This is a genomic window from Domibacillus iocasae, from assembly GCF_001750285.1.
GTDB lineage: Bacteria > Bacillota > Bacilli > Bacillales > Domibacillaceae > Domibacillus > Domibacillus iocasae.
In genome coordinates, this window is sequence record NZ_MAMP01000017.1 from 1 (window position 1) to 1,686 (window position 1,686).

The following is a 1,686-nucleotide window of genomic DNA, read 5'->3' on the forward strand; positions in this document are numbered from 1 at the left end:
AGGAAGGTTATTTTGTATGAACATTTTTAGTATACCATTTTGTTTACAGTATTTTTATTGAAAAATCTTGACATCCTATTAGCTGGTTTAGTTGAAAAAACACACCAGCTAATAGGATGTCAAGATTTTTCAATAAAAATACTGTAAACAAAATGGTATACTAAAAATGTTCATACCAAATAACCTTCCTCATTCATATTGGAAGGTTTTTCATGTATTTGATTAATTGGTTGTTTTACACTAAATCCAGGAAAGTTTCTTTGCGCTTCAGTAAGGCGTAAATCCAATGAATCAGTTTATTAGCACAAGCAATTATCGCTACCTTAAAAGGCTTTCCTTCTTCTCTTTTTCGATCATAGAACTCTTTTAACTTTTTATTACGAGAGCCCCTAATCCCACAGAGGACGGCCATATATAAGGCATGACGTAATCTGCTTGAGCCTCTCTTGGTAATCCGATTGATCGTCGCTGTAAACTTGCCGGACGAATGTACGCTTGGATCAATGCCAGAGAATGCGACCAGTTTTTTAGGATGATTAAACCGTTCAATTTCACCAATTTCAGAAATAATCGTTGCAGCGATTTTTTCTCCGATACCAGGAATCGACTGGAGAATCTTATATTCTTCTATTTCTCCTGCAAGGGCATCTATCTCACTATCTAAATTGGCAAGATGCTCTTGGTATTGGAGAAGCATTTGAATATACATCTCAAGGTTTATCAAGTGGCTTTGATAAACTATGTTCTTAAACGGGTTGCGCTGAGCTGCCTTATAAAGCTTCTTTGCCCTTTCTTGTGCCCAACGTTCTGAACGACTCATACATAAACTCGCAATCTTGTCTGTTATCGCATTTTCTCCAGCCTGTAGTACAGCTTCTGACGTACGAAACTTTAACAGTATATTAAGTGAAACCTTTGAATACAAATCTCCAAATACCCCTTTATATTCTGGAAACACTTGATCCAAAATCGAGTGAAACTGTAATTTAGCTTGAACATACAAACCCGTTAGGGTTTCATGTTGTCTCGTCAGATTACGAAGGTTTAAAAGCTGGATGCCCCTTTTCTTATAGGGCTCAAGCTCTTCCTTATAATAAAGTTCACACAAACGGAAAGCATCTATTTCATCTGTTTTCACCTTTCGGAGACTCGACTTTTTTGCCTGATGAGACAGTAATGGATTGACCATGATATATAAATAATCCTGTTCCTCTAAAAACTGAACGACAGGAGTATGATAATGACCTGTCGATTCTAGTATTATACTTGGTTTGATACCAGCCTCTTCTTCTACTCCTTTCAGAAAATGAAGTAAAATATCTAGCCCCTCAGTTGTGTGTAATACGCTAAAACTTTTCCTGTATGGCTTTCCTTTATTTAGAAATGCCTGGACTTGACTTTCTCCTTTTGAGACATCCAGGCCAACTACTGGATCCATTTCTTATCTCTCCCTCTCCGTTAAATTTGCCAGTAACCCCTATTCCTCCATGCAGTATCATAGCTTCGCTTGTTATACGAGATCATTGTCCCAACCAGCCTCAAACATGTTTCTCCAAGTAGGGGGCGGACAGTTTAGTTGACGGGATCCAAGTCCCACGCACCCGTACGTCCTACCCTGGCTACTGATATAATAGGTCCTATACAAAAAAGGTCAACCAGTAAAAACTGGTTGACCTTATAATACGA

General features: G+C 38.1%; 1 protein-coding gene. It reads right to left on the bottom strand.

All coding sequences use genetic code 11. From position 1 onward, the window contains the following. Window positions 1-235 precede the first annotated feature (235 nt). On the bottom strand, window positions 236-1,438 hold the full coding sequence (locus BA724_RS06890) for an IS110 family RNA-guided transposase (RefSeq protein WP_069937933.1): 1,203 nt from the start codon (window positions 1,436-1,438) through the stop codon (window positions 236-238). Window positions 1,439-1,686: the final 248 nt, after the last annotated feature.

Coding starts and splice junctions, on each gene's coding strand:
- BA724_RS06890 (WP_069937933.1), bottom strand. CDS start 1,438: ATGGATCCAGTAGTTGGCCTGGATGTCTCAAAAGGAGAAAGTCAAGTC.